A 26559-nucleotide genomic window follows, 5' to 3' on the forward strand; every position below is an offset into this window, starting at 1 on the left:
AAAAATTATGCTTTACTCGCACTTATTATTATTGCTAATTTGATGACTGATAACTTCATCATAGCCATTTACTGGACGAACCTATGACTTTTGCTCGCTCTATTAAACATATAGTGGCGCACGCTAATAAAAGCTCACTGCCTATCACCTCAGTTGCTTTGATGGCCGCTGTCGCGCTCTTGCCTGCCTGTAGTGCTGTCTCAGTCAATAAACAAGCTTCCTCAAAGACCATTACAGCGCAGCGTAGCAACATTGTCACCAGTAACGACTTAAGTAGTAATACCGCATCGGCATTACTGTCAGCAGGGCTCAATGAACAAGCTTGCATGCAGCAGTTCGACTTATGCTTGAATCAGCTGACCGATAGTATGCTAAACGAACATCATCGCCCTTCCTTGGCGATTTTTGCAGAACTACATTATGCCAAATCGCGTCAGCTTGCTGACTCTCAGGATTGCCGTAATGCCCTTGCTAGGCCGCCCTTAGATCCTTATTATGCCAATGCGCCTCTGAGCGATGCGGAGTCTAAATCGCAAGAGGAAAACACGAGTCGTTGTGTGATTGATTATCAGGCGCGCTTATTTGATGCCATTAAGTCCAGTTATACTTACTTATTTTATGATAATTTGACGCATGACTTTGAAGGCGCAGAACTGGCTGACAGTCGCTCTGGCCCCCAAAACCGCATTCCAAGCGATGTCGATATTCAAACGCAAGATATCTATAATGCGGCCAGCAACAATGTGATTACCCAGCTTTATCGCTCAACTAGCCGCTCAGATAAGTTTAAAGACAATATAAAAGTCAATTATTTACCAACCTCAGCCAGTAATCTTAGTAAACAAGAAACGATTGCCAATGCCTCCCCATTAGAGGGTAAGCCTACTGACCAAGTTAAAGTCATGAAAGTACAAGTCGATGACTATGATCTTGGTATTTATTTGCCCAATGAAAACAACTATCTACAAAATGCGCATAAGCAAGCGTCCGCGCTCGCGGATCTTGTGTCCACTTATGAGCTGCGTCTCTCTGGCCTGAACTCTATCAGTAAGCGCCCAGGCTTAGGCATCAGCTTTGTGGCGTCCTTAGATGATCGCTATACCACGACAATCCGGCAATTATTGGTGGCCTCCTTATCAGGTCGATTAGCAAGCGAGAAAGACGAGGAGGCAGCAGAAAGCAAACCAAATTCCCGCATTTATCCGACAGGGCATTTACTCTTAACAGGATTGATTCAGCCAAGCGGAAATAGCGTGCTTGAGGTGCTGGACAGTCGTAAGCTTGATATTCATTTATACAATCCGTACCAAAGTGAAACCGTTAACATCTTAGACGACGACTACCCGCTAGCGGCAAATTTTTCGGCAGGTTATGGCTTATGGCTCTCGGAAAATCAGTTGGATGGCGTGGGCTATTTAAATCTAATCACCCGTCAACCAGAGGCAAGACTGCCGAAACTCTTCATGCTTGAGCCTTACGATCCCAACAAGCGCGTATTGATCATGCTGCATGGTTTAGCCTCTAGCCCTGCCACTTGGGTAAACTTGACCAACGACATTCTGAACGACGATAAGCTGCGCGACAACTATCAAGTTTGGCAGATATTTTATCCAACCAATTTACCTATTTTGGAAAACCGTTATCAGATCCAGCGCTTGATCAATGCCACTTATCAACAAACCGACCCAACGGGACAAAATCGCGCCAGCAAAAACAGTGTGATTATCAGTCATAGTATGGGTGCGATTATCGCGCGCATGATGCTGTCTGATAACAATTTGGCCAACAATTTAGATAGACTAGATGATGAAGAATTATTGTCTGGTAGTGAGAAACGTAAAATTCGAGACGCCCTTAAAGAGTCGTTTTCAGAAGATACGCTAAAGGATCGTTTTGAGCTCAACGCATTGCCGCAAGTAGACACGGTTGTCTTTTTATCGGCTCCTTTTCGAGGTACAGATTATGCGGACCGTTGGTTCACACGAGCGCTACGCCGTATTGTCTATTTGCCAGTGGGCTTGGTTAAGACAGTCACTGATAACTTAGCCACGATTGCCACACAGGGCGATTTGGCACAAAACCCATTAGGCGCACTCTATCTACAGAATGGGGCAAGCCAGCTCAGCGATAAATCCTCCTTTATACAGCTGACTAAAGACATTAAAATCAATGATCGCATTACCTATCATTCAATTATTGCCAATAATGATTCGGATATTACTAAAGGGTTGGCACAAATGCAGCCAAACGGCGTAAAAATCGACTTGTCGCAAGCCGTAGAAGAAGATACAAGCAATGAGAACGGCTCGACGGTTACGTCAGATATGCCTACTGAACCGCTAGTGGCGGCTGTAACTGTCAACGACAATATTAGTCAGGCGCTCACAGAACGCTTATCAGACGGTATCGTTCCTTATACCAGTGCCCATTTAGACGGTGCAGCGTCTGAGACGGTTATCAATGGCGGCCATAGTATTCAGTCCAATCCGCAGACGATTTTGACGTTACGGCAGATTTTGCACAAGCAGCTACAAGAATAAGGCTGAATACTAGCGCTATTCAATAAAGACACTCTATACAGTAAAAACTCTATACAGCAGAAACGGCATATAGCAGAACTGACATATAAATCAGCAGCGCATTTGAAGATACCGTTATTGGATTGCCTGCTGTCTTTATGTTATTAATTCAAGCGCTTGGCTTTCTTTTGAGCGTTTTTAAGCGACTATCCGGTATGTAACTGAGACGTAGCTTGCCTTGCGTGTATATCTAGGGAAGCGCATAATGTGTCTTAAATATACGACAGCACTATATTAATTTATAAGGATGTAAGTTATTCAATTCAGCTAAACAGTTGTTAGCTTACCTGCACTTTATCTCGATGTTGCATGCTAGCTGGCACTGAGCTATTGCCTATGATTATTGTCAATACGATATACGGCAGTCACTTAAGCGTTTTATGGAAGCCAGCGCTATTCAGCCAACAGATAAGGGTAACCACTTATGTTCGCTACGTTTATGATTGACCAACTAGATGCGCTCTTGCTCGCGCGTATCCAGTTCGCTTTCGTTATCTCGTTCCATATCGTCTTTCCCGCTTTTTCTATTGGACTTGCCAGCTGGCTGACGGTGCTTGAATTCCGTTGGTTAAGAACTGGCGATCCTATCTACGCTGAGGTCTATAAACACTGGGTAAAAATCTTTGCCGTGGTGTTTGGCTTGGGTGTGGTATCAGGCGTGGTCATGTCTTACCAGTTCGGTACCAACTGGGCAGTCTTTTCAGATAAAGCAGGGAACGTCTTAGGGCCCTTACTCGCCTATGAAGTACTGACGGCTTTTTTCTTAGAGGCATCCTTTTTGGGCATCATGCTATTTGGTTGGGGACGCGTGAGCAAACGCATGCATTTTGCCGCAACAGCCATTGTCGCCATTGGTACGCTGATATCAGGCTTTTGGATTTTGGCCGCCAATAGCTTTATGCAAACGCCGCAAGGATTTATGATGGGCGCGGATGGGCTACTATATCCCACCAATTGGCTCGAAATCATATTCAATCCTTCATTCCCTTATCGTTACGCTCATATGATGACCGCAGCGTTCTTGACCACCGCCTTTGTCATTGGCGGTATCGGTGCTTATTATCTTCAATCTAAAAAACATACGGATCACCGCCGTCATGGTCGTGTCATGCTGGGTATGGCAATGATTATGGCGATTTTTGTGGCACCTGCTCAGGTGTTGATCGGTGATGAGCATGGTCTCAATACCTTGGAGCATCAACCTGCCAAGGTGGCAGCGATGGAAGGTATTTGGGAGGATGAACGCGGCGCGGCGCTACGCTTGTTTGCAATTCCTGATCAAAAGAACCAAACCAATAAATACGAAGTGGCCATCCCCTACGTCTCGGGATTAATCTTAACCCATTCGCTAGATGGTGAGGTTAAAGGCCTCAAAAACTGGACACCCGAAGATCAACCGCCCGTTATTATCGTGTTTTGGGCATTTCGTATTATGGTTAGCATTGGGATGCTGATGGTCTTAGTCGGCTTATTTAGTCTTTATAAGTATTTTAAAAAGCAGCAGTTCGATTCTGAAAGTGTGTGGTTTCACCGTGCTTGGATGATGATGACGCCGCTTGGTTTTCTTGCCCTACTAGCTGGCTGGTTTGTGACCGAAACAGGGCGTCAACCTTATACCGTTTATGGCGTGATTCGTACTGCTGAAAGTATGTCACCGCTCGCAGCACAACAAGTGGCAACGACGCTCATCGGCTTTATTGTCTTGTACATTTTCGTATTTGGCGCAGGTAGTTTTTATATTTTACGCCTTATTGCCCAAGGACCCAAACCTTATGAAGATCCATCAGAAGATCATTTTTATGATCACTCTGTTACTGAAGCGCAAGGCCGTGCTCTAAGCGGTGATAAAAATGCAGGCGATAACACAAAGAAAAATGATACCGATACTAGCGAGCCTGCTAACGATGTCGATGATGGAGGGTTACGCTAATGTTTAACTTCGGTGATGTATTAGACTTACCTCTGATTTGGGGCGGACTTATCGTCCTTGCTGTCTTTATTTATGTATTGCTTGATGGCTTTGATTTGGGCTGCGGTATTTTGTTCCCATTTGCAGGCTCCGATAAAAATCGTAGCCGCATGATGAACTCTATCGCGCCGTTTTGGGATGGTAATGAGACTTGGCTGGTATTGGGCGGCGGTGGTCTGTTTGCTGCGTTTCCAGTGGCTTACGGTATTATTATGACAGGGCTTTATTTGCCCGTTACCTTTATGCTATTTGGTCTGATCATGCGCGGTGTGGCGTTTGAATTTCGCTTTAAAGCGTCAGCGCGTCGCCACGTCTGGGACACTTTCTTTTTTATCGGCTCAGTCATGGCGACATTTTTTCAGGGCATTATGCTGGCCGCGTTGGTACAGGGATTAGAGGCGAGCAACCGTCTTTACACCGGTGGTCCTTTTGATTGGCTAACCCCCTTCTCTATCGTCTGCGGTTTTGCCATGATCATTGGTTATGCTTTACTTGGTTCCACATGGCTCATCATAAAAACTGAGCACACTTTGCAGGTTTGGGCGCGTAAAGTATCAGGCTGGCTGCTGTCTGCCCTAGTAGTGGCAATGATTGTCGTGACGATATTTATGTATTTTTCAGATATCGATGCATTAGAAGGTTGGTTTAAGTTCCCAAGTCTCTTATATCTTGCCCCTATGCCTGTTATTGCGCTGCTGTTGTTCTTCCTTATGCGTAAAGATTTAAAAACAGAGCGTGAATATCGTCCTTTCTTACTGACGGTCGCTTTATTTTTGATGGGTTATATCGGTGTGTGTTTTGCTGTATTCCCTTATATCGTCCCGTATCAGATGACTATTTATGATGCGGCAGCGGCTGACACCTCGCTATCGTTTATGTTGATTGGCGCCGTTATTATGCTACCAATCATCTTAAGCTATACCGCTTTTGCTTATTATACTTTTAAAGGCAAATCTGATCACAATCCAATGTATTAACGGCTTAGCGCAGTAAGCATAATAATTGCTTGATGTAGTAATCACTTGCAATAGTAATCACTTGCAATAGTCATGATGAATAAAGATTGATGACGATTCAGACTGAAACTTTGGCTGTTACTATTAATATAGAATAGCCACGATTCATAAGCTAATCAGGAGGTTTTATGAAAAAGCTTAGTAAAAAACAGTCACAATGGTTATGGTTTATTGGTTTATATGCAGCAGGGTTTTTGGTTGTTTTTACCATTGCCCAGTTGATCAAATTAGCGATGGGCGTCTAGTGCCAATCGTTAAAATTAAAAAAGCAGCGTTGAGAAATCAATGCTGCTTTTTTTTGCGCTTGTTTTTTATTTTATAGCAGGACGCGTTCCAAGTTTATGCGCCTAGGTGATTGTCGGCACCTTTGCTAGCAATAAAATCATTGATTTGCGTCAAACGCTCGGGCGTACCAACGTCTATCCAATTGTCGGTGATTACCTCAGCGGTAATTTGGAACTTTATCATGGCTTGCTTAAACAGTGGCGCAAGCGCTGCGGGTTGACCCGATACCAATCCATCAACCAATCTAGGCGATATCACGCTGATACCAGCAAACGTATACTTGTCTGCTCCAGCGATTGGCTGCTCACTGGCCAGACCGTTATTAATGGCAAAATCTCCGCCATCATTGTGTTCAGGATTATCAATCAATAGTAAATGCGCCTGCTGATCGGCACTTAACGTGTAGTCTCGCAACTGAGTAAAATCATAAGTCGTCCAAATATCGGAATTCACCAATAAGAACGGTTCATCTCGCAGTTGTCCTGATTGTAAGGCCTGAAAAATCCCGCCTGCCGTCTCAAGCGGCTCATCGTCTTCTACGGACCAATGTAACTTGACTCCATACTGTGAACCATCACCCAATGTCTCCATCAATTTATCAGCGAGCCACGAGGTATTAATAGTGATATCGGTAATACCAGCGGCGCACAACGCTTTAATATGCCAGACAATAAGCGGCTGTCCTCCTACCTCTACCAAGGGTTTTGGGGTTTCTAGTGTCAACGGGCGCAAACGGGTTCCTTTGCCAGCCGCCAAAATCATGGCTTGCGTAATCTTAGACGTAGACATGCATGCTCCTTTTCATTGTATTAGGTAAGTTTTCGACTTAAATGATGAGCCGTCTTTTTTTATCGTTGTTATTGCACTATATTCTTTCAACTATCTAAGTTTGTTAACTATAGTTGATCCTAACTAAAATGAATACAAGAAAGGATGGAGCGAGACTGGAACCAATTTTTCTTGCTTGCTGTGCCTACGCCGACAGAGGCATCAAAAAATGAGTCCCATTCTCGCTGTGTCTTTTTTATATTGGATTAACTATACCGAAGCGAACTTATTTTGATAAGCGGGTAATACCGTATTTTGTAGCCACTCGTTAAAGGGAATAATCGCTTGCTTGATCTCATCACTGCCTCGCTCAGCCAGCCAATCCAACTCTGTAAGCAAATCACGCATCACTTTTGGGATATCGGCCAAATAACGATCTTTACCATCACGCTTAGACAAGCGAATAAAAATCCCCAGCACTTTTAAATGTCGCTGCACGCCCATCACATTGACATCGTTTTCAAGCTGCTCTACGGTCGCTACCGTCGTCAGCGCTGCCTGCTTTTGTAATTGCCAAAAATCGTGAATCCATGTTGTTATCTGGCTCTCTGGCCATTCGACATATGCATCACGTACCAGCGAGACCAAATCATAGGTATAAGAACCGATTACAGCGTCTTGAAAATCAATCACACCCAAACGAGACGGATCTGCTTGGTCTTGCATCAGATTGCGACTGTGATAGTCGCGATGGACGATGACCTGAGGTTGTTGTAATATCTCTTTGATCAATGCGGTTTTTAATTGATTCCATACTGGCTTATCAAGCGTGATACCAACATAAGGTATAAACCAGTCACTAAATAGATCCATCTCCCGCTCCAATAATGCCGTATCGTAATCTGGCAACTGATGCTGAGATTTTGCAGTGTCAATGGAGACCGTTTGTAGCGCAACCAGCGTTTGCATTGCCAGCTGATAATATTGGTTGATTTGATCAGGCGTTGCCGCGACCAACAAATGGGCAAACTCTACCGACCCAAAATCTTGTAATACCAAAAAACCTTTTTCTAGGTCTTGCGCGATCAGCGTTGGTACATTGATCGCGGGTGACATCAATTTGGCAACATTAATAAATTGGCGCATGGCGTCTTGTTCGTCAGCAGAATCCATGACAATATAGCGCAAATTTTCGGTCTCACTGCTATCGAGCAATTGGAGACGATGATACTGGCGTGCGCTCGCATCCCCTGGCAGGCTATCAAGATTGAATGCTTTATCAGTAAATACTTGCTGTAACCAGTGCTCTAATTGCTGTAAGCGATTGTTTGTATTGGTCTCGGTCATGGTAGGCTCTAAAATGATTGGATTCGCCATAAAAGGCATCGTAGGTTAAATAGATCGCAGATTAAATATCGAGCATAAACGATTAAAGTAGTGATAAGTCGCGCCAATACTTGCTAAAATAGTGACGTCTTGAGCCACGACAGATACTGTCACAGTCGCCTTAGTAGATTATTCACCATCTAGTACTGAGATTGCTCTGAGCAACCGTTTAAAAAACAACTTGGCTATGCTATAAATTTTGCTAAATAGTGTAGCTGATTTGGTTTTTTTTGACTATGATTAGTCGTCATTATATGTAAAACGCCCAAATTTTGAGACTACATTATTTATTAGGAATTTTTTAGCCGTTTATTACCCGCTATGTATGTTTAAATAGCACGGCTCTAAACTTAGTACCGCAATCCAATAGGCTCTGCAATCATAGGTGTGCCCTTGTTATATTCTCCGCTTTACCAAAGCATCCGTTTGATCTTATTTGGCGCCCTAGGCTTATCCAGTCTTACTGTTAATGCGGCGCCCAATGATGTTGACTCGCAGCAAACTGAACTACCAATCACGGACAGTAGCGCCCGTTATGGCGCTGATTCTGATGACCGTCGTTTGGACAACAGTACTTTAGAAAACAATCGTACTTTAGAAAATAATAGCGCTTTAGAAAACAACAGCGCTTTAGACAATAGTAGATTAGAAAGCGGTGATTTAAATGACACTAATTTAGAGGAAGGGGTTTTAGACAACCGCTCTTTGAACATAACCGATATTGAAGACAGCGATGATGTAACGTCTTTTTCGTCCTCTAAGACAGGTCTTGCCACAAGAGTAAGTACGTCAACGACGAGTAATGGACAGGTTAATGAAGCAGCTGCCCCTGCTACAAATAGCAATAAACGTGAAGCTAGTGATGAAAGTATTCAAGACAGTCTAATGCGTTTGGCCGAGTTTTATGAGCTAACACCCGACACTGATGTTGGTAATGTGACTGGCAGTGAGAATAAAACCTCAGCCTTAGAGCAAGCGGATCAGACCGCAGATTTTGAAACAGATACTGTCGAAAACACCCTAGCGCCTAGCGCAGAAACCATTCCTAAAGTGGGTAAAAACTTACAGTTGTTGCCAAGTGATATCGATAGCGCCCAACGCTGTGAAGGTCAATGGGTATATCCAAAGCGCAATCCCAACTATCAGCGCGCTGTCAATGAGACGAATGCAGCGACTGGTCAGCCAGCACCTGATCTAAACGGCATACCGAACAATCAAGCCCCGCTGTTTTCAGAGTCGGACTATGGTTATTATGACAGTGTTGATTATGCGGAACTGTCAGGCAACGTCATTATCAATCAAGGCAACCAGCACATAGAAGCAGAAAAAGTCGTGCTTGATTTAAACCAAGGCGTTGCCGCGGCCGAAGGTAGAGTCATGTTTACCGACCAAGCGATTGGCAATCAACAACCACGCAACAACGCCTCAGCCAATACCTCAAATGCTACTCGAACCAATTTTCAAAACAATATTAAAGAACAAGCATCCAAAGGTGGTTTGATTGGTGTGGCCGACAGCTTGGCCTATAACACAGAAACAGGACAATCAACCGCCAATGATGTGGCATTTGCGAGTGTACCACTGCAAGCCCATGGCTACGCCAAGCGCCTAAACAAACCCAATGACACTCAGTATGAGTTAGATGAGGTAATGTTTAGCACCTGCCCGCCGACCAATCGTAAGTGGCAGTTTGATGCCAAAAGCATTGATTTAGACACAGATACGGGTCGAGGCGAAGCGTATAACACCACGTTCCGTATTGCTGATGTACCCGTGTTTTATCTGCCTTATTTCAACTTCCCGATTGACAGTCGTCGCAGTAGCGGCTTTTTATTGCCGAGCGCTAGTGTCGGTAGTGAAAGCGGTGTTGAGATTGATGTGCCCTATTATTTCAACTTTGCGCCCAACTATGATGCGACCCTTAATACCCACATTTACACTGATCGCAATCCCATGCTCTCAGGTGAGTTTCGTTACTTAACTGACAATTACGGCGAAGGTATTTTTAACGGCTCGTATCTACCTAATGACAAAAACTATGATGATGAAGATCGTACCAGCTTCTTCTATGATCACTATTGGACGTCTAAAGACATTCCGCGTTTGAGCGGTGATGCCAAATACAGCTATGTATCGGACGCCGACTACCTCAATGATTTCGATACGTTGGGTTTATCAGACAGCACCATTAACTTACCACGTCGAGCGCGCGTCAATTATTATAATGATTACGTCGATGGCGAGTTGAAAGTAGAAACTTTCCAGACATTGGATGCGTTTACCGACAGCGGTCAACCTCTACAAGACAAAGACAAGCCTTACTCACGGCTACCGCAGCTCAAGCTCAATTATCGTCTGCCTTGGTTTGAGAATTTTGATGTTACGGGTGTACAAGACTCCGCTTACTTCAAAAAATCGATTGATGATGGGTCTGAAAATGAAAAAAGTGGTGCGCGTCTTTATAATAAACTCAGTGCCGTTTATCCCATCGAAAGCTCTTGGGGCTATGTCAGACCCAAGCTAAGCTTGCAGCATCTTTATACGTCTTATGACGAAGACAGCTTGGAAGACAATCAGCTGAGCGATGAAGATGGCAGCCAATCGGTATTTGTGCCGCAAGCCAGTATTGACGCTGGATTGAACTTCTATCAAGCCGGTTCACCATTTGGCGCTTTTGACGATACCATGGGCGGCTATCGCTTGCTTAGCCCGCGATTGAAATACACCTATTCGCCTTATAAAGATCAAAACGAGCTGCCCAACTTTAATACCCGTATTGCGTCTATTAACTATGAGCAACTGTTTTCGGACAGCTGGTTTTTGGGTCATGATCGATTGCAAGATTTGCACTCACTGACCCCTGGCATCAACTATCGTTACATCGACGCAACGGGTGTGACACGTTTTGATGGTAGCATAGCAGAGCAGTTCTATCTTGATAATGGGCGCGTTACGCTTGATGATCAACAACCTGTCTTTACGTCTTCTTCTTCAGGCATGGTTTGGGACACGAGCACGCAGCCTTATAACAACTTTTGGGTGGATGTCAGCGGCGCGCTTACCAACAGTTATGATTTAAATTACATTACGACTGAATTGCGTTATCAGCCGTCAGAAAACAGTTTGTTCAACGTGGGATATGTCAAACGCCAACGTGATGAAAACACCAACCAGCTACCGCTTTCTGCCTTTACCGCGTCTGCCGTCTTCCCTATCAATAATAGCTGGCGGGTATTGGCACAAGGTCAATACGATTATAACCGTAATAAAATGCTGGATTCATTGGTGGGCGTTGATTATGAAGATTGCTGTTTTGGTTTTGCAGTTTATGGCCGTCGTTACTATAATGACCTAAACGTTAAAGACAAACCCACACAAGCGATTATGGCTGAGATTCGATTAAACGGCCTTGGCAGTGGTAGCAGTCGCTTAACCCGCTTGCTTTCTGATAAAGTGTTGGGCTTTGAACCAGTCCAAACGGCATGGAAAGACTGATAAATCATTTTTCGATTAATTGAAAAATCGTTTGCATAAATATTTATAGAACCTTTTCTATTACCCAGTTTGTAATCCTATTATGGACAACCCTATCTGATACTGTGCCACCGAGCATATGAGATAGGGTAAACCGACTACCATCCGATGTGATGACATTGATGAGGAGCATCATGAGAGTTTTTTCTTTACGTCAGACCAGCCGCTTTGTACTGCTGTCTATGAGTGCCAGCCTTGTGCTGACACTGAGCGCCCAAGCGGCTACTGTTAAGCCTGCGACAGCACAAGCGGCAACCACAGCTGAACAAAGCAGTGGTAATCGTTTGACACCAGCCAATAGCACGGACGGTATCATTGCTTTGGTCAATGAAAACGCGATTTTAAAAAGTGACTTGATCGATGCCATTACACAAACGCAAGCTCGCGCCCAAGCGGCTGGTGAGCCTATTGAAAACTCACCACAATTGCAGTCTGAGGTATTAAACGCGCTCATCTTACGTGAGCTACAACTGTCTATGGTCAAGCGTGTGGGTTTAAACCCTGACGAAGCAGCAATCAATCAACGCCTTGGTCAAATTGCTCAATCAGAAGGACTGAGCAGCCTCTCAGAATTGCAACAACGCTTAGATGCCGCGCAACCTGGCAGTTATGCCGCGCTACGTGCTCAGCTGATAGAAGAAGCCTCCATTCAAGCTTTACAACAGCGTCAAATCAGCAGCCGTGTACGCATTAGCGAGCAGGATATCGATGCGTTTTTGGCTTCGCCTGAAGCCAAGCGTCTGAACCAGAGCGAGTATCAGACCATCCATGTACGCGTTCCTTATATAGATGACTATAGCCGCCTATCAGATGCTCAACGTCAAGAAGCATTGCAAGTGGCACAAAATTTACGCGACCGTCTGCTTGAACCAAATGTGAATGTGGCTGAAGCGGTTGCTGCTAGTCAGGGCAACTATCCCATTCCATTGCAGGGTGGCGACATGGGCTTTCATCAAGCCGCGTCTCTACCTACTGAACTATCAAGCGAGATTACCAAGCTTGAAGTTGGCGCGGTCAGCGCACCGTTAGTGACACCTGAAGGTATTGATATCATCAAGCTTGCTGATAAAAAAGAAAGTGACAAAATGCTAGTACCGCAGTGGCATACGCGTCATATCCTAGTCAAAGTCGATGAGCTACAGACAGATGCACTGGCTGAGCAAAAGATTAATGATTTGTATGGTCAACTGCGTAATGGAGCAGATTTTGCTGATTTAGCCTCAACCTATTCAGACGATCCAGGCTCAGCGGGTCGCGGTGGTGATCTTGATTGGGTCAGTGAATCAGATATGGTTGCACCATTCGAAGCGGTCATGAAAAATACCACGGTTGGTGATTACTCTGCGCCCTTCAAAACTCAGTTTGGCTGGCACATCTTAGAAGTAGAAGGCAAGCGTGAGCAAGATGTGAGTGAGCAATATCGTCGCAATATGGCACGCCAAGCGCTTTATCAACGTTTAGCGCCGCAAGCCAAAGAAGATTGGTTACAAGAGCTACGCGCTGGTGCTTATATTCAAGTGCTTGGATAGTCTCTACCGATTTTAGCAAAACACATAAAATCAGCGCTATTAGTATATTAAAATCAAAAAAGGGTACGTGCCAATGCATGTACCCTTTTTTAGTAAAGCTTATACAAGGCTTTATAAGTAAAACTGACACAAAGAAAAGCCCCGAACCTAGGGCGATTGGTTCAGGGCTATAACGCTTCGTGTTCTTATTATTGTTTGCTCCTTATTGACTAATCCTAAGTCATAAACAGTCATCTAAACGACAGCGGGCTGATCTGAATGTTTAGATATCTGCCTCAACAATGCATCCTTGCCTATCCTTTTGTTGATGAATTTATTGTAGGCCAAACCCCTTCATGTCACTAGACGCTAAAGACCTTATTTAACGTAAGCATATGCTTACATTCTTGTAGTACATTACACAATCAAAGGCTGTATCACTTTGGCCTTATCACTAACACTCTATCAATCGGCTTTTCTTTGCTCTTCTGCATGTTCGGTTGAGAGTACTTTGCCCTCTTCTTTGCCTTCTTCTATTTTGTGATCAGTCTCTGTAATGTCTTCGCTTTGTGCAGTCGGCGCATTTTGCTTTTGCTGGCTTTCTTCTGCTGGCTCGTATTGTAGCGTCGTCATGACTGGGAAATGATCGGAGCCAATCGAAGGCAAACGCCGGATATCAACCACCGTAAAGCAGGCGCTGTGAAAAAGATGATCTAACGCCCAACGTAAAAACGGATAGCTGGCGTGAAAGGTGTTGATAAAATGGCGACCAATACGCGGATCTAACAGCCCTGAGATACGTTGAAAACGTCTGGTCGTTTTTGACCATGCCACATCGTTGAGATCGCCTGCCAATATCGCTGTGTGTCCGCTCTCTTTTATGTGTTTGCCCACCATCAATAGCTCAGCATCGCGAGTGGTGGATTTGTCCGCTTCTGTGGGACTTGGCGGCATAGGATGCAAGCAATATAACCAAATCACTTTGCCATCCTGAAGACGCAACTGTGTGTGAATAGAGGGAATGTCATCAATCATCAAATATTTGACTTCAGGATCAATCAGTTCAAGCTTTGAGTAAAGATGCATACCATACAAATTATCCAACGGTATTTTTACCGTATAAGGATAATCAGGTTCAATTTGACCCAAAGCTTTTTCCCACTTCTTATCACTCTCTAGCGTGATTAAAATATCGGGCTGGTTTTTATTCACCAAATCAACCAATTTTTGCGTGTCATCATTGGGCGTTAAAACATTTGAGACCATGATTTTAAGATGATAAAAGTCACCTTCTGGCTTCACGGTTGCTTTTTTCACCTCTTTTTTCCATAGCTTGGTATAAGGCAAAACCATTCTAAGCTGAAACGCTAAAGTGATGTTCAAACATACGAACAATACCCACTGCCCAAGCTCCCACTCTGACCCAAACATCACCAGCCCAACCCACGCAATGATTCCTAATACCAGAATCTGAATGCGGGGAAAATCAACGCAACGTATCCACCAATTATCAAGTGGTATCCAGCCCCAAATTGTTACAAACGCGATGAATCCTGCTAGCCACTGTGCACTGTAATATAATAATGAGAAATCCATAATATGTATTAACCGTTTATTAGAATAATAAAAACTGCGATGATGTTTACCTCAAACCCAAAGATAGGCGCTTTTTTAATTGAACAAAAATGATAGGCTACTTTATCATCTCATAAGACTGTCGCCTACTCATTGCGTATTAATTATGCGATAACTGTCGTAAAACGTTACAATTTTGCGGGTTTAGAATAGGCTGTTCATTAGCTAACGCCTCTTACTTTTAGATAAGATAGATCCTATAAAGAGCCCCTATAAAGACAGTAGGTACTGGCATTATGTTAATAACTTAAAGTTATAATTACCACAGTTAATAGTGCACGAAAAATTGCCGAAACGTCTTGCTTTTTATGGCCATTCACGGCATTGTTACCGACTAGCAACGAATAAATATTGTCGGCTGGCAATGAATAAATAACGGTAAATAGGATTAGATTGCATGAGTAATTTGACAGTAGGCTTGGTAGGCTGGCGCGGTATGGTTGGGTCAGTGTTGATACAGCGCATGATTGAAGAAAAAGACTTCGACGGTATCACACCCGTGTTTTTTTCGACCAGCAACGCAGGTGGTAAAGCACCAAGCTTTGAAGGTGTTGCAACCAGCCAATTAAAAGACGCTCATGATATTGATGCCCTAGCCGCTTGTGATGTGATTATTACCTGCCAAGGTGGAGATTACACCTCAAAAGTCCATCAGCCATTACGTGATAGCGGTTGGAATGGTTATTGGATCGATGCGGCAAGTACATTGCGCATGGAAAATAACAGCATCATCATTCTTGATCCAGTCAATCGCTCGGTGATTGATAGCGCTTTAGCGGATGGTAAAAAAGACTTCATTGGTGGTAACTGTACCGTATCATTAATGCTGATGGCAATCGGTGAGCTGTTTAATAAAGGCTGGGTTGAATGGGTTAGCGCGATGACTTATCAAGCCGCAAGTGGCTCTGGTGCCAACAACATGCGCGAGTTGATCAGTGGCATGGGTGTGTTGCATGATGCGGTTAAAGATGAGCTGGCCGATCCTGCCAGTGCGATTTTAGATATCGATAAGAAAATTGCGCAGACCCAGCGCTCAGCTGACTTTCCTAAGCAATACTTTGGTGTGCCATTGGCTGGCAGCTTGATTCCTTATATCGATGCACAGCTAGAAAACAAACAGTCAAAAGAGGAATGGAAAGGCGGCGTTGAAACCAATAAAATCCTTGGTAATAATGACACCAATACCATCCCTATCGACGGTATGTGTGTGCGTATCGGCGCGATGCGCTGCCATGCGCAAGGTCTGACTATCAAGCTCAAAAAAGACATTCCGTTAGAGGAAATCGAAGCTGCGCTTAAAAATAGCGGTAATGAATGGCTAGATGTGGTCGAAGATGACAAAGAAGCCGCTATCAACCGCTTAACACCCGTGGCGGTAACTGGTACGCTGACCGTTGCTTTAGGACGCCTACGTAAGCTGAATATGGGTCCTGAATATCTGGGTGCATTTACGGTCGGTGATCAGCTATTATGGGGTGCCGCTGAACCATTGCGCCGCATGCTAAACATCATCCGAGAACAAAACCGCTAATCTAAAACCATTAAAGCTTGATACAAGAAAAGGCAGCCACGGCTGTCTTTTTTTATGGCAGTGAGTCACACTAAAAACAGTAAGGACAATGGGTCCTGTCAGTCCCCTACTGTGATTATATGGCTCAGGTACAAACATACTTATCCAAAAAAACAGCCAACAATGCTATAATTGGCGCTATTTTCATAGCTTAAATAGCGGTTATCATATGCAATTTGTCTTACACAAAACGGCCAGCGGCGAAACGCGTGCGCGCCGTGGTACGGTTCATCTCAATCACGGCGACGTGCAAACGCCCGCCTTTATGCCTGTCGGCACTTACGGTACGGTCAAAGGTATGCTGCCACGCGATATCGAAGCCATCGGTGCGGATATCATTTTGGGAAATACCTTTCATTTATGGCTACGTCCGGGTACGGAAGTGATCGATAAATTTGGCGGTCTGCATAAATTTATGCATTGGGACAAGCCGATTTTGACTGATTCAGGTGGTTTTCAAGTATTTAGCCTTGGGGCCATGCGCAAGATTACAGAAGAAGGTGTCAATTTTAAATCACCTATCGATGGTGCCAAGGTTTTCTTGTCTCCAGAAAAATCCATGCAGATTCAATACAGCTTGAATTCAGACATCGTCATGCAGTTTGATGAGTGTACCCCTTATCCAGCCACTCATGACGAAGCCAAGAAGTCTTTAGAATTATCACTTCGTTGGGGACAGCGCTGTGTCGACGAGCATAACAGACTGGGCAGCACCAACGCATTATTTGGTATTGTACAAGGCAGTATGTATCCTGATTTGCGTCAGCAGTCACTCGATGGTTTACTCGATATTGGCTTTGACGGTTATGCCATCGGTGGTCTATCAGTTGGTGAGCCTAAAGAGGAGATGATAGATGTATTAGATTACCTCCCTGATGATATGCCAGCAGACAAACCGCGCTATTTGATGGGCGTTGGTAAGCCTGAGGATCTAGTTGAAGGCGTGCGCCGCGGCGTAGATATGTTTGACTGCGTCATGCCCACCCGTAATGCGCGTAATGGCCATTATTTTGTGACAGGCGATACAGACAACGCCGGCGTGGTACGCATCCGTAACAGCCAATATCGTAATGACGAAGGTTCACTAGACCCTGAATGCGATTGTTACACTTGCCAAAACTTTAGTCGCGCTTATCTTTACCACCTTAACAAGTGCAAAGAGATGCTGGGCGCACAATTAGCGACTATTCATAACTTGCGTTACTATCAGCGCTTGATGCAAGGTATTAGAGATGCGATCGAAGAAGATAACTTCGATGCCTTTGTGAACGAATTTTATAGCAAACGCGGACAAACGGTTCCAGAATTAAACCTTCGCTAATGTGAATAAAGCTCTTAATTGTTTTATTTAAAAGTTTAAAACCTAAAAATGCCAGTCAGTGAAAACTGACTGGCATTTTATTTTTGATAACCAAAATCTTTATAAGCGCAAAGATTTTAGTAGATATGGTCATCAGGTAATTGATCCATTGGAATATCAGGATGCTTTCTCAAATGTAGAATGGCAGCAATTAAACCACCCCATATAAGCAGCATTGAAATAATCATAAAAATAATCGCTGAAGTACTCATAATAAATTCCTATTAAAATTTCAATCTGGTTAGAGACTATCATCAATCAAACGAGATTTATCATCCTCATCATCGTGACGACCTCTGATACGAGTAAGGATAAACGCGCCTAACCCGAAGAATACCACAATGCCCCAGCCGAATAACAATAGGATGGTGGTTGAGTAGCCTTCATACGGCTCTTGCATCAAATCGATCAGTTTAAGACCCAAAGCAATAGTTAGAACGGTTGGTGTAATGACCGTTAGCATAAATACCCAAGCGCCGCCTAACTTAACACTAGAGATGCGATTGATATGATCGAGTAAACCTGGGATTTTTTGACGATTGAACCATGTTACGCAAACAATTGACATCAAGCCACCAGCGACGATACCAATATTGTTGGCAAAGTGATCGATCACGTCGACCAATACCAGCGAGCTACCTGTAGAGAACGCAACGATAGAGATAACCGCACAAGCACCGCCTATCACAGCAACAGCCTTTTTACGTGTCCAATCAAACTTATCTTGGAATGCAGAAATAGGTACTTCAAGAATACTGATCAACGAGCTAATACCCGCGACGACCAAAGAACCAAAGAATAAGAAACCAACGAAATCACCACTGGCCCCCATGGTAGAGATGATTTTTGGGAAGACAAAGAATGCCAATCCAACACCGCCACTGGCAACTTCTGCCACATCTTGACCAGTTGACACTGCCATAAAACCAATAGCAGCAAAAATACCAATACCAGCAATCAACTCAAAAGAAGAGTTGGCAAAACCGACGACTAGGCCTGCACCCGTCAGGTTGGTGTTCTTTTTAAGGTAGGAGGCATAGGTCACCATGATACCAAAACCGACCGATAGCGAGAAAAACACATGACCATAAGCAGCAAGCCAAACGTTAGGATCTTTCATTTTTTCCCAGTTTGGCTCAAAGAAGGCATTTAGGCCAACTTCAGCACCTGGTAAAGTGATTGCTTTGAATACCATGATACCAAACAACACGATCAGCAATGGAATACAGATTTTGTTGGCAAGCTCAACACCCTTACGGATACCGCCAAACATAATCAACATGGCAACTGCCCAAACAATGACAAGCCCTATAAACATCTGTGGTACAAATACTGAGCTTAAATCCCCGGTATGGTGGACAAAATCACTGACGAAGAAAGTGGTGGTATCCTCGCCCCATTTTTGACCAAAGGAGAAAAACATATAACTACCGGCCCAAACAATAACGGCAGCATAATAAATGGCAATTACAAAGGAAACCAGCGTCTGCCACCACCCGATAAACTGGGCGTTTTTCACCATCTTTTTGTAAGCACGCGGCGGCGCAGAACGATACTTGTGACCGACAATATAATCTAAAAATAATAGCGGGATACCTGCGGTCAATAAGGCAATAAGGTACGGCACCATAAATGCCCCACCACCATTATCATAAGCCACATACGGAAAACGCCATATATTTCCTAACCCCACGGCTGAACCGACAGCGGCTATAATAAATCCAGTTCTACTGGACCAATTTTCCCTTTGCTCTGCCATACGACACTCCTAAGATTCAATTGCAGTTCCCTTTAAGCTATCAAACTCGGTAAAAGACAGATACTTAAAGAGACTATAAATGAGCGGTTGGTTAAAATAAGTTACTAGAATCTAACTGTACATGATTAGGAAGTTTCTGCTAAGCGACCAAAAAAGTCAAGTAATTCTAAACATAAAAAGCCATAACGATTCGTTATGGCTTTTTATATTGCTAATGCTAACTGGTAATATCTTAACTAATTAAACAATCAATACTCGATATTGTTTTAATAATTGCTGTTTAATAATCCTTGTTCAATAGCAATCGTTTAAGAATTAATTTTTAACAGTCACTTTTTGGCAATCTCTTTTTAATAGTTAGTTTTTAACAGCTACTATGTGGATAGTTAGCGTACCACCCCGCGACGGCTGTTTTCTAATGAATCAATCAATAATTGAACTTTTGGCTCTTGAGAGAGTAACTCACCATGTAGCACCTCCAACGCTTTTGCTGTGGTCAGACCTGATCTAAAAATAGTACGGTAGGCTTGACGCAAAACATCAATGGTTTCTTTCGACCAATCTTTTCGGCGCATGCCTTCGACATTGAGACCATGAGCTTTTGCAGGATTACCCGATACCATGGTGAAGGCAGCGACGTCTTTTAAAATCAAACTGGCGCCGCCAATCAAGCTATAGTCATCAACCGTACAAAATTGATGAATGCCTGAGTTACCGCCAATAATAGTATGGTCGCCAATAGTAACGTGCCCTGCCACCCCGACATTGTTTGCCAGTACATTATGATCGCCAATCACGCAATCATGAGCGACATGAGTATTGACCATCAGCAGATTATGGCTACCAATTTTGGTCAGCTCACTGTCTTGGGCGGTACCGCGGTGTAAACTGCAAGCCTCTCGAATGGTATTGTGATCGCCAATCTCAAGCCATGTACGTTCACCAGCATATTTCAAATCTTGTGGATCTTCGCCAATGCTTGCAAATTGGTAAAACTGATTGTGCTGACCGATACGCGTCAACTTGGTCACAACCACATGTCGATGCAACACCGTATGCGCACCAATGGTCACTTCGTCACCGACGATACAATAGGGACCAATAATAGCAGTCTCATCGATCTGAGCGGATGGTGAGATGAGTGCTGTAGGATGAATCTGACTCATAGTGTGGGCCTTTGTATCATTTTATGCGAATAAATAGTAAAACAAGTGTAGCCAGTGTCTTTATAGTAAACAAAAAAATTACTTTTTTGCTAAATATAATGATGGATTGTCTTTTTTATCGACCACTTTAATATATCTTTTTAGACATACTAACCAACTTTGAACCTCATTTTTGAATATAAATCATTCGAAAAAAGCAGTCAAAAATTGGCGTCAATAATCATTACTGTTCTTGACGGGCAATCATGATCTGTGCGCTAGCAGCAAGCTCGTTACCAACATGAACGGTACAATCAAACTTATAGATACCTCGCTTTTGCATCACTGTGGTGGCACGAACGATCAATTGATCACCAGGAATCACGCGGCGCTTGAAGCGCACCTTGTCCACGCCTGCAAAAAGATATAAATAGCCATCTTCTGATGTCAGTCCTGCACTGATAAAGCCAAGCACGCCTGAGACTTGAGCCATTGACTCAATCATCAAAACGCCTGGCATAATCGGCTCATCAGGAAAATGGCCGTTGAAAAACTCTTCGTTGATCGTCACGTTCTTAATACCCGTGATACTCTCACCTGGTGTGCAATCAATGATCTTGTCTACTAATAAAAAGGGATAACGGTGTGGCAAATAATGCTTGAGGGTATGATAAGTTAATGGCAGCGTAAGGCCTTGCTCAGCCAAGCTTTTTACGTTGTTATCGGTTCCGCTATCTATATCAGTGCTGCTCATGGTGGTTCTTCCTTACGGTGTTTTAAATCTTTTTGGCGTATTTTTATTTGCGCTAATCACGACCAAGCTTACGAAAGCGTACAGCGGCACGTCGCCACTCAGCGGTCGGCATCGCTACCGTTCCAGAAGAGTATGAACCGGACTTTTTAATCGATTTGGTCACCATTGTCATACCAGATAAGATGACATCATCTGTGATGTCGATATGACCTGTGATACCGACGTCCCCGCCAATAATACAACGTTTACCTATGCTGGTGCTTCCTGCAATACCTGTTTGCGCCGCAATCGCAGTACCATCACCAATACGTACGTTGTGTCCAACTTGAACCAAGTTATCAATAATCACATGATTGCCGATGACCGTATCATCAATCGCACCGCGATCAATACAGGTATTACTACCGATACGGACATGATCGCCAATTACCACACGTCCGAGCTGAGCAATACGCTCCCAGCCAGTGGTACTTGGGTCGCGAGTAGGTGCAAAGCCAAAACCTTCTGCCCCTATACTCACGCCGCTATGTAATCTGACATAATTACCAATGACGCTATTAGGCCCAATGACCACTTGCGATTTGATAACGCAATCATGACCAACGTCTGTGTCCGCTTCAATGACCACATGCGCATCTAGTGAGCTGCGTGCGCCGATCGTTACGTGATCACCGATGACACAAAAGGGGCCGATATTGACGTCATCTTCAATGATCGCGCTATCAGAAATAAACGCACTAGGATGAACACCGCTAAACAACGATTTAGGCGCAAACAATTGACTGGCGCTGGCATAAGCCAAATAGGGGTTTGCAACCACCAAGGCTATAGCAGTTTGCGGCACTTGGTCAGAGTATTCAGCAGTGACAAACACAGCCCCTGCTTGGCTATCCGCCAGACTGGAGACATAGTTAGGATCGGCTAAAAAGCTCAATTGGTTAGGTTCAGCAGTGATTAAACTACCAACACTATTAAATGCTTGACGTAACTGTTCAGCATTAAGTTCAGCTTTATTGATAATAGGCTGACGCTGCTCAATCCGAGTGATAAGTTGCTCAATCGTTATCATAGTTGCTATTAATATCATTATGAATATGGCAATCGCCAAGCTGAAATATCATCTTGGCGATCTATTGGTATTTAATTGACGCTTGGTTCAATTAAATGAATTTATATCATCGACCAAACAAGATTGGACGATGCGGCTAAGTTTGGATTGGTTAGAAAGTATTACCAATCTGGAACTGAACTTTTTCAGTCTCATCACCGTCTTTGTCACCGATTGGCACAGCATAACTGAGTGAGATCGGCCCGATTGGCGTATACCAAGTCACACCAGCACCCGCACTAAAACGCAGGCTATTGTCCTGAGTTAATAACGGGACGTCAGTGTCAACACCTGTGTTAGGATTAACGAACGTGCGATCTTCTTTATCGGTTGTATCAAATACCTGACCACCTTCAGCAAACAATACCGGACGTACTTGATCCGCCCAATCCCCTTTGAATGGCATTGGTAAAATCAATTCACTACCAAAGCTTACCAGCGCGTTACCGCCCACTTCTTCATCTCTTTCTCTATTAAAATTGTTGATAGCATCATAATAAGCTTTTGATCTAGGACCAAGGGTTGAGGCTTCATAACCACGTACTGAACCATAGCCGCCCGCGTAGAAGTTTTCATAGAAAGGTAGATCGTTACCATAGCCTAGCTTAGTATAACCGCGAGCAACCCAGTCTTTGTAGAACGGATAGTAGACATTACCTTGATAAACGAGCTTTTGATAACTGGCATCACCCAAACCAATCGTCGCATCTACGGTATGGCTCATCCCTTTAGTCGGAAAAACAGGGCGATCTAAGGTGCTGTAATCCCAACCTAACAATAAGTTGTAAGTTTGATACTCGTTTTTAAAGCCGGTACGACCTACAAAGTCGCCTGTGAAGTCTTCAAACGTACCACCATCATCTAGTAGCTGCTGTACGTTTGATACGCCAAGGAAACGCCCACCACGTATTGAGGTATCATCGACATTGATACCTGCACTAACACGCTTGGTTTCGTCCACAGGATAGCTGTAGTTCAAGGTGGCACCGTATGAGTCGGTAACGTAATTACTCACGTTTCGATCATCATACTTGGTTTCGCGATAATAGGCGCTAAGACCCTGCGACACACCATTTTCTGTAAAGTACGGATCGGTATAACCCAAACTATAAGAATCACGGGTTTCTGAACGCGATAGCGCCGCTTTAACACGGTTACCCGTGCCCATGAAGTTGTTTTGAGTCAAATCCAACTGGAACGTGACACCGCCACTCTGCGAGTAACCAGCTGCAATCGTCGAGCTACCAGAAGGCTGCTCTTCCACGGTGTAGTTGACATCGACTTGGTCTGGTTGGTTAGGGACGGGTTTGACATCCACATTGACCGCTTTGAAAAAGCCTGTACGCATGAGACGAGTGCGTGACAACTGGATTTTATCGCTAGAGGCTAATGAGCCTTCTAACTGACGCATCTCACGGCGCAACACTTCATCTTGCGTTTTGATATTGCCTGTGAAATTGATACGACGAACATAGATAGGACGAGCTGGATCGATATAGTAATCGATGTCAACCACTTTGGTCTCATCATTGATGCGCGGCACCGGTCTAACCTGTGCTAGATAATAGCCTTCATTACCATAACGACTCTTAAGTGCGGCAGTGGTCGCATCCAATTTGGCTTGTGAATACTTTTCGTTAGGATCAAAAGTGACGAGTTCTTCTAATTCATTTTCATCAAACGTTGGTTTGCCTAAAAAGTTCACTTCACCGAACTGGTATTGCTCGCCTTCGCTCAGGCTGACTTCGATAAAGACATTTTTTTTGTCTTCGGTGATATTAAGAACGGCGTTGTCTACTGCAAAACGCACATAACCGTCGTTTTGGTAGAGCGCTTTTAGGTTTTCTAAACTGGCTGCCAGCTTTTCTTTGGCATAACGATCAGACTTAGAAAGCAGACGCGTCCAAGAAGATTCTTTTACCGCAAAGACGTCTTTGATGTCTTCATCGCTAAAATGCTTGTTACCAATAATGTTGATATCGACCACTTTGGCAGGCTTGCCTTCAACAAAGCGCACATCAAGCTTGACACGATTACCCTCAAGTAACGTCTGCTCGACTTCGATATCACTATTGTAATAACCTTGGCTGATATACTGCTGTTGTAGCTCATTGGCCACGCCTTGTAGCGTCGCTTGTTTGAGTACCTTGCCCACAGAGAGACCAGCGTTATCTAATCCTTGCTCAAGCCCTTCTTTTGGAATGAGCTTATTGCCATCAAAATTCACCTCAGCAATGGTTGGACGCTCAACGACATCAAATCGTAGCTGACCGCCTTCGACACGACTTTGGATATCGGCAAAATCTTCGGTCGCATACAGCGCCTTGATGCTGGCCGCCAAACTACTATCATTCACCGTATCCCCTACCGAAATAGGTAGAACCGGATAGAGGCTATCGGGGGTTAGGCGTTGCAGACCATTAAAACCGATGTCAGTTACTACAAATTCTGCAGCCTGTGCAGGCATGCTCATCATCGCTACAACTAACGGCAACCCTGCCGCGCTCATAAATAAAGGCGTACGCATAAACACTATCCGTCAATAAAAAACTTGCTTAAGTTAAGTTAAAAAGCATAGGTTGTCTAGCCCAATTCGCATTAAATCTTAGATTGCCTATGGGAGACTCAGAACACTTTATATAAAATGCATCACAAAATAAACTAAAAATTACGATTAGTACAGAGGTTCCAATATAAAGCCGCTCACCTATTCTGTGAATAATACGCACAGAACCAGCGCAAAGCCATTAGTACATCTCACCTTGTCCAACAGATGGTCAATGGATCAATCAAAATAGGCGACTGATGTCATTACCAATTGCTAACACCATGAAACTTGCCAGCAAGAGTAAACCGATATTTAGCCCGACCATTTGTACACCTTCTGATAACGGCTTACCGCGAATCAGCTCAATAAAATGATAGACAATATGACCGCCATCTAATACTGGAATAGGTAAAAGATTCAGCACAGCAAGACTCAAACTGATCAAAGCGGCGGTAGACAATACCATCTGCCAACTGATATCAAAGCTTTGTTTGGCAACCTTGGCGATGGTAATCGGTCCTGATAAATTATCCAAGCCAATCATACCAGACAACATCTTACCCATTGAGCTTACGGTCATGACTGCTAACTGCTCCGTCTTTTCAAATGACTTCACTAATGACTCACCAGGACCATACACCACCGTTGTTTTATAGGCATCGGGAATCACAATCTCAGATTGCTCCACCATAGCACCAATCTGCCCGTAATCGTTACCTAAATTGTCTTTTTTGCCTTGTGGCATAATCTGTAGCTGAACAGGTTGGTTGTCACGCAATACGGTAAAGTTAAGCAGCTTTTCTGGATTATCACGAATGATATGAGTGGCACTGATCCAGTCTTTGATTGGTTCATCATTGATTGCCGTAATGCGATCGCCTTCTTTTAAGCCTTGACGACTGGCAGCACCATCAGGCATCAAACTACCAATGATTGGTGCAATGTTTGGCTGCCACGGCAACATACCAAAGCTGGTCAAAGCGTCTTTGCCTTGCGACGCGCCTTGCATAAACTGCTTAACTGGCGCTTGATAGGTCTTGAGCGAGTCATCCGCTGGGGTTTCTGACTGTAAGGTAATACTGACATTATCCGTCTCGCCCATACGCCCCGCAAGACGATAATTAATACCTTCCCACGTCTGCACGTCATGACCATCAATGGCAACAATTTTGTCACCAATAGGTAGCTGTGCCATAGCGGCAGGCGTGTCAGGTAATACTTGTCCAATTCTAGTCGCTAGCTGCTCTGACGGGGTCATAAAGAGCACCCAAAATAGCGCAATGGCGATGATAAAATTCATGATAGGGCCAGCGGCGACAATGGCGATTTTTTTGAGAGGATGCTGGTAATTGAAGGCTAAATGCTTCTCCTCTTCTGTCACATTCCCTTCACGCTCATCAAGCATTTTGACATAGCCACCAAGCGGTAAAGCTGAGATGCGATAGTCAATGCCGCTTTTTTTACTGGTCCAACCAAAAAGCTTGGGGCCAAAACCGATAGAGTACGTCAATACCTTAACGCCGCAAAGACGCGCCACAATATAGTGACCCCACTCATGTAAGGCGATGAGTGGACCTAAGACAAATATTGCCGCAAGAAGCGTTAATATAAAAGTCATGATCTTTTCTCTATGAA

The 26559-nt window shown here is 44.0% G+C and carries 18 protein-coding genes; 8 read left to right on the forward strand and 10 right to left on the reverse strand.

The window, feature by feature from the left end; translation table 11 throughout:
• The first annotated feature begins 83 nt into the window (after positions 1-83).
• The 4 genes from AAJP47_RS10415 (at position 84) to AAJP47_RS13470 (ending at position 5809) form a co-directional block, all read left to right on the forward strand.
• Entirely contained in the window at positions 84-2540 is a 2457-nt protein-coding gene (locus AAJP47_RS10415; RefSeq protein WP_346717859.1) for an esterase/lipase family protein, read from the forward strand.
• A gap of 463 nt (positions 2541-3003) precedes the next feature.
• Positions 3004-4509, forward strand: coding sequence for a cytochrome ubiquinol oxidase subunit I (locus tag AAJP47_RS10420; RefSeq protein ID WP_346717860.1), 1506 nt, complete (start codon positions 3004-3006; stop codon positions 4507-4509).
• Complete coding sequence (gene cydB, locus AAJP47_RS10425) at positions 4509-5525, forward strand: cytochrome d ubiquinol oxidase subunit II (protein WP_346717861.1); 1017 nt, start codon at positions 4509-4511, stop codon at positions 5523-5525. The genes AAJP47_RS10420 and cydB overlap by 1 nt, the downstream gene beginning before the upstream one ends.
• Positions 5526-5692: 167 nt before the next feature.
• The gene (locus tag AAJP47_RS13470; RefSeq protein WP_497198716.1) at positions 5693-5809 is read left to right on the forward strand and encodes a DUF2474 domain-containing protein; all 117 of its coding nucleotides are present in this window, start codon (positions 5693-5695) and stop codon (positions 5807-5809) included.
• Between the two features lie 94 nt (positions 5810-5903).
• On the opposite strand, the gene murU is transcribed toward AAJP47_RS13470, so the two are convergent.
• Positions 5904-6638: an N-acetylmuramate alpha-1-phosphate uridylyltransferase MurU gene (murU, locus tag AAJP47_RS10430; RefSeq protein WP_346717862.1), complete on the reverse strand. Its 735-nt coding sequence runs from the start codon at positions 6636-6638 to the stop codon at positions 5904-5906.
• Positions 6639-6887: 249 nt separating this feature from the next.
• Positions 6888-7994: an aminoglycoside phosphotransferase family protein gene (locus AAJP47_RS10435; RefSeq protein ID WP_346717863.1), complete on the reverse strand. Its 1107-nt coding sequence runs from the start codon at positions 7992-7994 to the stop codon at positions 6888-6890.
• Positions 7995-8396: 402 nt separating this feature from the next.
• On the opposite strand from AAJP47_RS10435, the gene AAJP47_RS10440 reads away from it, so the two are divergent.
• Complete coding sequence (locus tag AAJP47_RS10440) at positions 8397-11498, forward strand: LPS-assembly protein LptD (RefSeq protein WP_346717864.1); 3102 nt, start codon at positions 8397-8399, stop codon at positions 11496-11498.
• A 173-nt stretch (positions 11499-11671) separates the two neighbouring features.
• Positions 11672-13066 (forward strand): peptidylprolyl isomerase, encoded by a 1395-nt coding sequence (locus tag AAJP47_RS10445; RefSeq protein WP_346717865.1) that lies wholly within the window; start codon positions 11672-11674, stop codon positions 13064-13066.
• A gap of 444 nt (positions 13067-13510) precedes the next feature.
• Here AAJP47_RS10445 and AAJP47_RS10450 read toward each other — a convergent pair whose 3' ends face one another.
• Complete coding sequence (locus tag AAJP47_RS10450; RefSeq protein ID WP_346717866.1) at positions 13511-14641, reverse strand: endonuclease/exonuclease/phosphatase family protein; 1131 nt, start codon at positions 14639-14641, stop codon at positions 13511-13513.
• A gap of 436 nt (positions 14642-15077) precedes the next feature.
• Between AAJP47_RS10450 and asd the strand changes: the two genes are divergently transcribed.
• On the forward strand, positions 15078-16211 hold the full coding sequence (asd, locus tag AAJP47_RS10455) for an aspartate-semialdehyde dehydrogenase (RefSeq protein WP_346717867.1): 1134 nt from the start codon (positions 15078-15080) through the stop codon (positions 16209-16211).
• Positions 16212-16419: 208 nt separating this feature from the next.
• The gene (gene tgt / locus AAJP47_RS10460) at positions 16420-17571 is read left to right on the forward strand and encodes a tRNA guanosine(34) transglycosylase Tgt (protein WP_346717868.1); all 1152 of its coding nucleotides are present in this window, start codon (positions 16420-16422) and stop codon (positions 17569-17571) included.
• Between the two features lie 116 nt (positions 17572-17687).
• On the opposite strand, the gene AAJP47_RS10465 is transcribed toward tgt, so the two are convergent.
• From AAJP47_RS10465 to rseP, 7 genes are all read right to left on the reverse strand, one after another.
• A complete protein-coding gene (locus AAJP47_RS10465) occupies positions 17688-17822 on the reverse strand; it encodes a methionine/alanine import family NSS transporter small subunit (RefSeq protein WP_346717869.1) in 135 nt (44 codons plus the stop codon).
• A 29-nt stretch (positions 17823-17851) separates the two neighbouring features.
• Positions 17852-19369 (reverse strand): sodium-dependent transporter, encoded by a 1518-nt coding sequence (locus tag AAJP47_RS10470; protein ID WP_346717870.1) that lies wholly within the window; start codon positions 19367-19369, stop codon positions 17852-17854.
• Between the two features lie 386 nt (positions 19370-19755).
• Positions 19756-20535 (reverse strand): acyl-ACP--UDP-N-acetylglucosamine O-acyltransferase, encoded by a 780-nt coding sequence (gene lpxA / locus AAJP47_RS10475; protein WP_346717871.1) that lies wholly within the window; start codon positions 20533-20535, stop codon positions 19756-19758.
• Positions 20536-20758: 223 nt separating this feature from the next.
• Entirely contained in the window at positions 20759-21268 is a 510-nt protein-coding gene (gene fabZ, locus AAJP47_RS10480) for a 3-hydroxyacyl-ACP dehydratase FabZ (RefSeq protein ID WP_346717872.1), read from the reverse strand.
• Between the two features lie 52 nt (positions 21269-21320).
• Positions 21321-22337 carry a UDP-3-O-(3-hydroxymyristoyl)glucosamine N-acyltransferase gene (lpxD, locus tag AAJP47_RS10485; RefSeq protein ID WP_346717873.1) on the reverse strand — a complete coding sequence of 339 codons (1017 nt, stop codon included), beginning with the start codon at positions 22335-22337 and terminating at the stop codon, positions 21321-21323.
• A 151-nt stretch (positions 22338-22488) separates the two neighbouring features.
• Positions 22489-24903 carry an outer membrane protein assembly factor BamA gene (gene bamA / locus AAJP47_RS10490; protein ID WP_346717874.1) on the reverse strand — a complete coding sequence of 805 codons (2415 nt, stop codon included), beginning with the start codon at positions 24901-24903 and terminating at the stop codon, positions 22489-22491.
• 262 nt (positions 24904-25165) lie between these two features.
• Positions 25166-26542, reverse strand: coding sequence for an RIP metalloprotease RseP (gene rseP, locus AAJP47_RS10495; RefSeq protein ID WP_346717875.1), 1377 nt, complete (start codon positions 26540-26542; stop codon positions 25166-25168).
• Positions 26543-26559: the final 17 nt, after the last annotated feature.

This window comes from Psychrobacter halotolerans (assembly GCF_039680845.1).
Taxonomy (GTDB): Bacteria; Pseudomonadota; Gammaproteobacteria; order Pseudomonadales; family Moraxellaceae; genus Psychrobacter.